This is a genomic window from Streptomyces sp. NPDC048353, from assembly GCF_055587165.1.
The window spans coordinates 206,678-216,462 of sequence record NZ_JBVJGU010000011.1 but is presented as its reverse complement, the minus strand read 5'-3'; the positions used below and the strand labels follow the sequence as shown (position 1 = coordinate 216,462).

The following is a 9,785-nucleotide window of genomic DNA, read 5'->3' as shown; positions in this document are numbered from 1 at the left end:
ACGCCCGGTTACATTCCGAACCCGGAAGCTAAGCCTTTCAGCGCCGATGGTACTGCAGGGGGGACCCTGTGGGAGAGTAGGACGCCGCCGAACAACCCGCCCTTTTAGCTCAGTCGGTAGAGCGTCTCCATGGTAAGGAGAAGGTCAACGGTTCGATTCCGTTAAAGGGCTCCGAAAAAGAAGAAGGCCCCCGCCACATGGCGGGGGCCTTCTTTGTTTTGTGCGCCGGCTCCGGGCCCTGGAGCCGGCGCCCCTGCGGTGAACAGGGGCGCCGGCCGGGAGAGCGTCAGCCGGCGGTGATCGGCTCCGGGATGCGCATCGCCAGGATCGCCATGTCGTCCGACGCCGGTTCCTGAGCGAAGCGCTCCACCGCGCGCAGGATGCGGGCCGCGACCGCGCCGGCCGTCAGGCCCGTGCAGGTCTTCAGGACCTCCGCCAGACCGTCGTCGCCCAACATCCGGCTGCCCTCGCGGCGTTCCGTGACGCCGTCGGTGACACAGAGCAGGACATCACCCGGATCCAGCGTGATCGTCTGCTCGTACAGCTCCAGGTCATCGATGACACCGAGGAGCGGCTGAGGATCCGCCGCCGAGGAGACCGTGCCGTCCTGGCGCAGACGCAGCGGCAGCGGATGACCGGCGCAAACCACCTTGAGAAGGGCCGAGCCGTCCTCCTGCGGCCACATCTCGCCGTAGAGAAGGGTCAGGAAGCGGCTGCGGGCGCCCTCGTCGAGGATGGCGGCGTTCAGCCGCTCCAGGACCGCCGGGCCGCCGAAACCCTCCCGGGCCAGCAGACGCAGCGCGTGGCGGGCCAGGCCCGTGACGGCCGCCGCCTCCGGACCCGTACCGCAGACGTCGCCGATGGCGAAGCCGTAGGCGTTGTCGCGGATCGGGAACAGGTCGTAGAAGTCGCCGCCGACCTCATTGCCCTCGCCGGCCGCCCGATAGATGACATCGACCTCGACCCCGGGGATGTCCGGCAGACCCGGCGGCAGCAGACTGCGCTGCAGGGACTGGGAGATGGCCATCCGCTCGCTGTAGAGACGGGCGTTGTCCAGAGCCAGCGCCGCCCGGCGGGAGAGGTCCTCGGCGAGCTCCAGGATCTCCTGGCGGAAATGGTCGTCCGACGGCTTCCCCAGCGTGAGCATGCCGATCACGCGGTTGCGGGCCACCAGCGGCAGTACCACCGTCTCCCCGCCGACCACGGCCGCCGTCGCCAGAGTCGTGTCGATGCCCGAGGACAACGGGCCCGCCGCACCGCCCAGTTCGCGCATCGACGTGGAGAGCGCCGCCCGGTGGGCGGCCGCCGCCGGCGCGGACCAGACACGGGCGCCCGGCGTGGGCACCGGGTCCGGCGGGGCGATCGAGGAGAGCAGGGCCTTCAGACCGTCGATCCGGTCCTCGTCCTCGTGCAGGACGTACGAGAGATACGGGTCCGACGACTGGTCGGCGATCGTGTAGACGGCGCACCAGGTCGCGAGCGTCGGAACGGTCATCTGCGCCATGAGCGCCAGGGTCTGATCGCGGTCCAGCGTGCCGGCCAGCAGGTCGGAGGCCTCGACGAGGAAGCTCAACGAGCCGCGGCGCAGGCGCTCCAGCTCGCCGAGACGGGCCGACTCCACGGCCAGGGCGATCCGGTCGGCGGCGAACTGCAGGCGCAGGGCCTCTTCGTTGGAGTAGCGGTTCGGGTTCTCCGCGGCGACGCCCAGGGAGCCGGTCAGCCGGCCCTCGACCTTGAGGGGGACCGTGACCACCGAACGCATGCCGGTGCCCTCCAGCAGGGGCACCGCGCCCGGGACGGCGGCCAGGTCCTCGTGGACGGCCGGCATCCGGGCGGAGCCGTAACGGCTGGCACCCGTCTCCACCGGAACGCGGGCGAAGCGCTGACGGGCCGACGGCAGGCCCGTCGTGGCGCGCACCTCCAACTCCGTCTCGTCGTCCGTGGCCAGCAGGAGGAACGCAGCGTCGCCGTCGAGCATGTCGCGGGCGCGCTCCACCGTGCGCTGGAGGAGCCCGTCCAGGTCGTCCGGGGCCGGAGAGCCGATGAACACCTCGAAGGGGTCCGCCGAACGGCTCTCGGCGCCGGAGTCGGAGACCGCGGTGCGCTGCGGGGTCTGCAGGACCGCGCGCTCGTACTCGCGTACGAGGAGGCAGACGGTGGACGGCTCGCCTCCGGCGTCGCGGACCCGGAGGTGGGAGGCGTACACGGGCACGACCCGGCCGTCCGCGCAGCGGATGCCGTAGCTGCCCTCCCAGCGGGAGAGCTGGAGCGCCTCGACGAGGCCGGTGCCGATGCCGGGGGTGTGGGGCCAGGCGGCGAGATCGCCGAGCGGCTTGCCGAGGACCTGCTCCGCGGTGTAGCCGAAGAGCTCCTCGGCGTCTTCGTTCCAGGCCGTGACGGAGCCGCCGCGGTCGATCTGGGCGACGGCCACGCGGACGCGGCTCTCGGCGACGGGCAGGAGGGCGTCGGGGAGGACGGGGCCCGCCGAGCGGGTCCCGATGGGGCGCTCCGGCAGGTCCAGCTGGAACCAGACGTTCTTCCTGGTGGGGGTGTACTCGACGCCCCAGCGCGTGGCCAGGGCGGCGCAGAGCAGCAGGCCCCGGCCGTTCTCCCGGTCGGGGTGGGCGACGGTGCGGCCGCCCTGGACGGGGATCTCGCGCTCGGGGTAGCGGTCGGCGACCTCGACGCGGACGCCGTCCTCGCTGCGCAGGCACAGGACGTCGGCGGCGGTGCCGGCGTGGACGACGGCATTGGTGACGAGTTCGCTGGTGAGGACGACGGCGTCGTCGACGACCTCGGCGTACCCCCATCCCTGCAGGGTGTCCCTGACGAAGGCGCGGGCGGTCGCGACGGACCGCCCGACGGGGTCGAAGCTGGCAGCCGCCCGCGCGGTGATCACAGAACTCCTCGTACGCGTTTCGACGCCCGGCTCTGCCATGGTCGGTGTGCCCCTCCCGCTGCCCGCTGGTCTTCTTCCCGCCGCCCCGCCCCCGCCGGGCGGACCGGGGCGGTTGGACAGCCGGATGCCAGGTTACTTACCTTCACTGTCCGGGCGGATGCCGGTCACCGCTGTTTCCGTCCCCTACGGGCGGGGACGTTATGCGAAGCTGCCGAACTGTTATGGCCTTGTTCGGCTGCGGTGAAACACTGGGTCGGCCTGTGGCGACGGCCCGGGCAGGACGGCCAATCCCTTCGGGAGGGACACGGTGGACTCTGGCACGGCGGCGCGGCGCGGCAGCGGCAGCGGCACGCGGGCAAAGGGCGGACGGTCCCGGAGCGGTGGGACGGTGCAGGTGGACGCGGCGGCCATGGAGCGGCTGCTCCAGGCGCTGGTCTCGATGCGCGACGGGAATTTCCGCAAGCGCCTGACCGTGTCCGGCGACGGGGTCATGGCGGAGATCTCCGCCGTGTTCAACGAGGTCGCCGACCGGCAGATGCATCTGACGGGTGAGCTGTCGCGGGTGCGGCGGATGGTGGGGCGCGAGGGCAAGCTGTCCGAACGGCTGGAGGCCGGGGCCAGCGAAGGCGCCTGGGCCGCGGCGATCGAGGCCGCGAACGCGCTGGTCGACGACATGACGCGGCCGGTGTCCGAGGTCGGGCGGGTGCTGTCGGCGGTGGCCGAGGGCGATCTCGACCAGCGGATGGACCTGCGGTCCGACGGGCCCGACGGTGCGGCGCGGCCGCTGCGCGGGGAGTTCCTGAAGGTCGCCCGGACGGTGAACAACCTGGTCGACCAGTTGTCGGCGTTCACCGACGAGGTGACGCGGGTCGCGCTGGAGGTCGGTACCGAGGGGAAGCTGGGCGGTCAGGCCCAGGTGCGCGGTATGTCCGGTTCGTGGAAGGACCTCACGGATTCGGTCAACACGATGGCGTACCGGCTGACGGCTCAGGTACGTGATATCGCTCTCGTCACGACGGCGGTCGCCAAGGGCGATCTGTCGCGCAAGGTCACGGCGCACGTGGCCGGCGAGATGCTGGAGCTGAAGAACACCGTCAACACGATGGTGGACCAGCTGTCCTCGTTCTCCTCCGAGGTGACCCGCGTGGCGCGGGAGGTCGGCACGGAGGGCGAGCTGGGCGGTCAGGCCGAGGTGGCCGGGGTCGCGGGCGTGTGGAAGGACCTCACCGACTCCGTCAACACGATGGCGGGGAATCTCACCAATCAGGTGAGGGGTATCGCCGAGGTCACCACGGCGGTCGCCAACGGCGACCTCTCGCAGAAGGTCACCGTGAGCGCGCGCGGCGAGGTCGCGCAGCTCGCGGACACGATCAACCAGATGACCGAGACGCTGCGGACGTTCGCCGACGAGGTGACGCGCGTGTCCGGGGAGGTCGGCGCGCAGGGTCTGCTGGGCGGTCAGGCGCAGGTGCCGGGTGCGGCGGGGACGTGGAAGGACCTGACCGATTCGGTCAACACCGTCTTCCGGAACATCACCACGCAGGTGCGGGACATCGCGCAGGTGACGACGGCGGTCGCCAATGGTGATCTGTCGCAGAAGGTCACCGTCGACGTGGCCGGCGAGATGCTGGAGCTGAAGAACACCGTCAACACGATGGTCGACCAGCTGTCGGCGTTCGGCTCCGAGGTGACCCGGGTCGCGCGGGAGGTCGGTGTCGAGGGTCTGCTCGGCGGCCAGGCCGAGGTGCCGGGTGCGGCGGGAACGTGGAAGGACCTCACCGATTCGGTGAACACGGCGTTCCGCAACCTGACGGGTCAGGTGCGGGACATCGCGCAGGTGACGACGGCGGTCGCCAATGGTGATCTCTCCCAGAAGGTCACCGTCGACGTCGCGGGCGAGATGCTGGAGCTGAAGAACACCGTCAACACGATGGTGTCGCAGCTGTCGTCCTTCGCCGACCAGGTGACGCGGATGGCGCGGGACGTGGGCACGGAGGGCCGCCTCGGCGGTCAGGCGCGGGTCGACGGTGTCTCCGGTACGTGGAAGGAGCTCACCGACTCCGTCAACTTCATGGCGGGGAACCTGACGTCCCAGGTGCGGCAGATCGCCCAGGTGACGACGGCGGTGGCGCGCGGTGACCTGTCGCAGAAGATCGACGTGGACGCGCGGGGCGAGATCCTGGAGCTGAAGAACACCATCAACACGATGGTCGACCAGCTGTCCGCGTTCGCCGAGCAGGTGACGCGGGTGGCCCGCGAGGTGGGCACGGACGGCCGGCTCGGGGGTCAGGCGCAGGTGCCGGGCGTCGCCGGGGTGTGGCGCGATCTGACCGACTCGGTGAACGGCATGGCGGGGAACCTCACCGCCCAGGTCCGTAACATCGCGCAGGTCGCCACGGCGGTGGCGCGCGGTGACCTGTCGCAGAAGATCGACGTGGACGCGCGGGGCGAGATCCTGGAGCTGAAGAACACCCTCAACACGATGGTGGACCAGCTCTCCAGCTTCGCCGAGCAGGTGACGCGGGTGGCCCGTGAGGTGGGCACGGAGGGCATCCTGGGCGGTCAGGCCGAGGTGCAGGGGGTCTCCGGCACCTGGAAGGACCTCACCCAGTCGGTGAACTTCATGGCGAACAACCTGACCTCCCAGGTGCGCAACATCGCCGAGGTGACGACGGCGGTCGCCAAGGGCGACCTCTCGAAGAAGATCACCGTCGACGCCAAGGGCGAGATCCTGGAGCTGGTGACGACCGTCAACACGATGGTCGACCAGCTGTCGAACTTCGCCGACGAGGTGACGAGGGTCGCCCGCGAGGTGGGCACCGAGGGCATCCTGGGCGGTCAGGCGCGGGTGCGCGGGGTGACGGGCATCTGGAAGGACCTGAGCGACAACGTCAACCTGATGGCCAACAACCTGACGAGTCAGGTGCGGAACATCTCCCGGGTCTCCTCCGCGGTCGCCAACGGCGATCTGACGAAGAAGGTGACCGTCGAGGCGCGCGGCGAGGTGGCCGAGCTGGCCGACACCGTCAACACGATGGTGACGACGCTGTCCTCGTTCGCGGACGAGGTGACGCGAGTCGCGCGCGAGGTGGGTACGGAGGGTGAGCTGGGCGGCCAGGCGCGGGTGCCGGGCGTCTCGGGCACCTGGAAGGACCTGACGGAGTCGGTGAACTCGATGGCGTCCAACCTGACGGGCCAGGTGCGTCAGATCGCCGCCGTCACCACCGCCATCGCCAAGGGTGATCTCACCAAGAAGATCGACATCGACGCGCGCGGTGAGATCCAGGAGCTGAAGAACACCATCAACACGATGGTCGACCAGCTGTCCTCGTTCGCCGAGGAGGTCACCCGGGTGGCCCGCGAGGTGGGCACGGAGGGCATCCTGGGCGGCCAGGCACGGGTCCGGGACGTCGACGGCACCTGGCGCGACCTGACCGAGTCCGTGAACGAGATGGCCGGGAACCTGACCCGGCAGGTGCGGGCCATCGCGGCCGTCGCCACCGCGGTGACCCGCGGCGACCTCAACCTGAAGATCGACGGTGTGGACGCGGCGGGCGAGATCCAGGCCCTCCAGGACAACATCAACACCATGATCGCCAATCTGCGCGACACCACCCTCGCCAACGAGGAGCAGGACTGGCTCAAGGGCAATCTCGCCCGGATCTCCGGACTGATGCAGGGCCGCCGGGACCTGGACGACGTCGCCTCGCTCATCATGAGCGAGCTGACGCCCGTCGTCTCGGCTCAGCACGGCGCGTTCTTCGTGGCGATGCCGACCGGCTCCGCGACCGCCAGCGCCGAACTGGGCGGGGAGGGCGAGGGCTCGTACGAGCTGCGGATGCGCGGCAGTTACGGATACTCCGCCGGCTCGATGCCGACCTCGTTCCGGCCGGGGGAGACCCTGATCGGGACGGCGGCCGAGGAGAAGCGGACGATCCAGGTCAACGTGCCGCCGGGCTATCTGAAGATCTCCTCCGGGCTCGGCGAGGCCGCCCCGGCGCATGTGATCGTGCTGCCGGTCCTCTTCGAGGGGAAGGTCCTCGGGGTGATCGAGCTGGCCTCCTTCCAGCCGTTCACCCAGATCCAGCGGGACTTCCTGAACCAGCTCGCCGAGCTGATCGCGACGACCGTCAACACCATCAGCGTCAACACCAAGACCGAGGTGCTGCTCCAGCAGTCGCAGGAGCTGACCGAGCAGCTGCGGGAGCGCTCCGCCGAGCTGGAGCACCGGCAGAAGGAGCTGCAGGGCTCCAACGCGGAGCTGGAGGAGAAGGCCGAACTGCTCGCCCGGCAGAACCGGGACATCGAGGTGAAGAACACCGAGATCGAGGAGGCGCGGCAGGTCCTGGAGGAGCGGGCCGAGCAGCTCGCCGTCTCGATGCGCTACAAGTCGGAGTTCCTGGCGAACATGTCGCACGAGCTGCGCACGCCGCTCAACTCCCTTCTGATCCTGGCCAAGTTGCTCGCCGACAACGCCGACGCCAACCTCTCGCCCAAGCAGGTGGAGTTCGCCGAGACGATCCACGGCGCCGGTTCCGACCTGCTCCAGCTGATCAACGACATCCTCGACCTGTCCAAGGTCGAGGCGGGCAAGATGGACGTCTCCCCGACCCGGATCGCGTTGGTGCAGCTCGTCGACTACGTGGAGGCGACGTTCCGGCCGCTGACCGCGGAGAAGGGGCTCGACTTCTCGGTGCGGGTCTCGCCGGAACTGCCCGCCACGCTCCACACCGACGAGCAGCGCCTGCTCCAGGTGCTGCGCAACCTGCTCTCCAACGCGGTGAAGTTCACCGACACGGGCGCGGTCGAGCTGGTCATCCGGCCGGCCGGGACGGACGTGCCGCAGTCGATCCGCGAGCAGCTCCTGGAGGCCGGGTCGCTGCGCGATCCCGAGGCCGACCTGATCGCGTTCTCCGTGACCGACACGGGCATCGGCATCGCGGCCGGCAAGATGCGGGTGATCTTCGAGGCGTTCAAGCAGGCGGACGGGACGACCAGCCGCAAGTACGGCGGCACGGGCCTGGGCCTCTCCATCAGCCGGGAGATCGCGCGGCTGCTCGGCGGCGAGATCTACGCGGCGAGCGAGCCGGGCCGCGGCTCGACGTTCACGCTCTATCTGCCGCTGAACCCGATCGAGCTGTCCCCGAACGGCTACGGGCAGGGCGAGGACGGCTCGACCGACCCGCAGTCGGCGTACGAGGACGGCTCCGACGGACACGACGGGCCCTACGAGTCGTCATCCTCGCCGATGGCGGCCGAGCTGCGCTCCGGGGCCGGGGCGCTGTTCCGGCACCGCCGCAAGGCGGTCCCGGCGACGGAGACCCGCCCCGCGCTGCCCGGCCGGGCCGGGCAGGGCGACCAGCAGTCCGCCGACGAGCGGGCCGAGACGACGCCGCGCCGCACCTTCGCCTTCGGCGGCGAGAAGGTGCTGATCGTGGACGACGACATCCGCAACGTCTTCGCGCTGACCAGCGTCCTGGAGCAGCACGGTCTGGCGGTGCTGTACGCGGAGAACGGGCGCGAGGGCATCGAGGTCCTGGAGCAGCACGACGACGTGACGGTCGTCCTGATGGACATCATGATGCCGGAGATGGACGGATACGCGACGACGACCGCGATCCGGCGGATGCCGCAGTTCGCCGGGCTGCCGATCATCGCGCTCACCGCGAAGGCGATGAAGGGAGACCGGGAGAAGGCGATCGAGTGCGGCGCCTCCGACTACGTCACCAAGCCGGTCGACCCGGACCATCTGCTGACGGTGATGGAGCAGTGGATGCGAGGGGAGTGACGCGGGTCCCGCGCGGCACGCGGGGTGGCGGCGGGGCGCTCGTGCCCGCCGCGACCGGCGCGGGGTGAGGAAGCGCGGGACGTCGTGCGGAGGTCCGGGCTCCGCCGGCCGGCCGTCGCCACGGGCGTGTGAGCGGCCGGTTTACGGGGAACCTTCTGGTCTCCCACCACGTTTCCGCTACGTGCACAGTGACATCGTGGTGACAGGGTGTGGCGACAGGCGGGGTGCGGCTACCATGACCGGCACAAGGACGGACGGCGCAAGGGAGTCGTCTTCTGGGGCGGCGCCCGGTGTCTCCCCCGACTCGGTGAGTCGGGGAGAGCCCATGCCGGGGCGAGGAGGACGGGGCATGGTGCAGAAGGCCAAGATCCTCCTGGTCGATGACCGGCCGGAGAATCTGCTGGCGCTGGAGGCCATTCTCTCCGCGCTCGATCAGACGCTGGTGCGGGCATCGTCCGGGGAGGAAGCGCTCAAGGCGCTGCTGACCGACGACTTCGCGGTCATTCTGCTGGATGTCCAGATGCCGGGGATGGACGGCTTCGAGACCGCGGCGCACATCAAGCGGCGGGAGCGGACCCGGGACATCCCGATCATCTTCCTCACCGCCATCAACCACGGCCCCCACCACACCTTCCGGGGCTATGCGGCGGGCGCGGTCGACTACATCTCCAAGCCGTTCGACCCGTGGGTGCTGCGCGCCAAGGTCTCCGTCTTCGTCGAGCTGTACATGAAGAACTGCCAGCTGCGTGAACAGGCCGCGCTCCTGCGGCTCCAGCTGGAGGGCGGCGGCCACGGCGGTCACGCGAAGGAGTCCGCGGGACTGCTCGCCGAGCTGTCGGCCCGTCTCGCCGCGGTCGAGGAGCAGGCGGAGGCGCTGTCCAAGCAGCTCGACGACGACTCCGCCGACGCGGCGGCCGTCGCCACGGCGGCCCACCTGGAGCGCAAGCTCACCGGATTGCGGCGCGCGCTCGACGCGCTGGAGCCGGGCACGGGCGGCGCGCCCACCCTCCCCGCGCAGAACTGACGCGCCGTCACCGCCGGTCGCGGTGACACCCGGACGAGACCGGACGCCCCTCGTCCGTGGACCGGGCGCGCCGC

The 9,785-nt window shown here is 70.3% G+C and carries 3 protein-coding genes, 1 tRNA gene and 1 rRNA gene; 4 read left to right on the top strand and 1 reads right to left on the bottom strand.

Features of this window, described 5'->3' with window-relative positions; translation table 11 throughout:
- Window positions 1-93, top strand: a 5S ribosomal RNA gene (gene rrf, locus ACZ6RC_RS31270); the annotation flags it as partial.
- A gap of 5 nt (window positions 94-98) precedes the next feature.
- A tRNA-Thr gene (locus ACZ6RC_RS31265) sits at window positions 99-171 on the top strand.
- A 115-nt stretch (window positions 172-286) separates the two neighbouring features.
- On the opposite strand, the gene ACZ6RC_RS31260 is transcribed toward ACZ6RC_RS31265, so the two are convergent.
- Window positions 287-2,938, bottom strand: coding sequence for a SpoIIE family protein phosphatase (locus tag ACZ6RC_RS31260; RefSeq protein WP_391141245.1), 2,652 nt, complete (start codon window positions 2,936-2,938; stop codon window positions 287-289).
- A 268-nt stretch (window positions 2,939-3,206) separates the two neighbouring features.
- Between ACZ6RC_RS31260 and ACZ6RC_RS31255 the strand changes: the two genes are divergently transcribed.
- Both ACZ6RC_RS31255 and ACZ6RC_RS31250 read left to right on the top strand, forming a co-directional pair.
- On the top strand, window positions 3,207-8,687 hold the full coding sequence (locus ACZ6RC_RS31255; RefSeq protein ID WP_469589600.1) for a HAMP domain-containing protein: 5,481 nt from the start codon (window positions 3,207-3,209) through the stop codon (window positions 8,685-8,687).
- Between the two features lie 349 nt (window positions 8,688-9,036).
- Window positions 9,037-9,711, top strand: coding sequence for a response regulator (locus ACZ6RC_RS31250; RefSeq protein WP_391141251.1), 675 nt, complete (start codon window positions 9,037-9,039; stop codon window positions 9,709-9,711).
- Window positions 9,712-9,785: the final 74 nt, after the last annotated feature.